Origin of the sequence: Klebsiella sp. HN106 (genome assembly GCF_051209435.1) — a bacterium.
Taxonomy (GTDB): domain Bacteria; phylum Pseudomonadota; class Gammaproteobacteria; order Enterobacterales; family Enterobacteriaceae; genus Klebsiella; species Klebsiella oxytoca.
The window spans coordinates 1-278 of sequence record NZ_JBLURD010000302.1; the positions used below are offsets into that span (position 1 = coordinate 1).

General features: G+C 57.2%; 1 protein-coding gene. It reads right to left on the bottom strand.

What is annotated here, in order from left to right:
* The coding region (locus ACSIPU_RS31310) for a LysR substrate-binding domain-containing protein (RefSeq protein ID WP_435322597.1) at positions 1 to 278 on the bottom strand (278 nt) is incomplete at both ends.

The following is a 278-nucleotide window of genomic DNA, read 5'->3' on the forward strand; positions in this document are numbered from 1 at the left end:
CTCGACAAACTCTCCGCTGGCAATCTCTTTATCCACCATGTAATCCGACAGGCAGGCAATACCGTTGCCGGTCAGGCATAGCTGCTTGAGCGTTTCGCCGCTATTGGATGACACCGCCGCTTCGATCTCTAACAGCTGGCCATCGCAACAGGAGACCGGCCAGGTATTCAGCGATACCGGCTCGGTGAAGCCGAGGCAGTGATGCTGTTTCAGATCGGATGGATGCTGCGGCATACCGTAGCGCGCGACATAGTCGGGCGAGGCGACGATCTTACGAT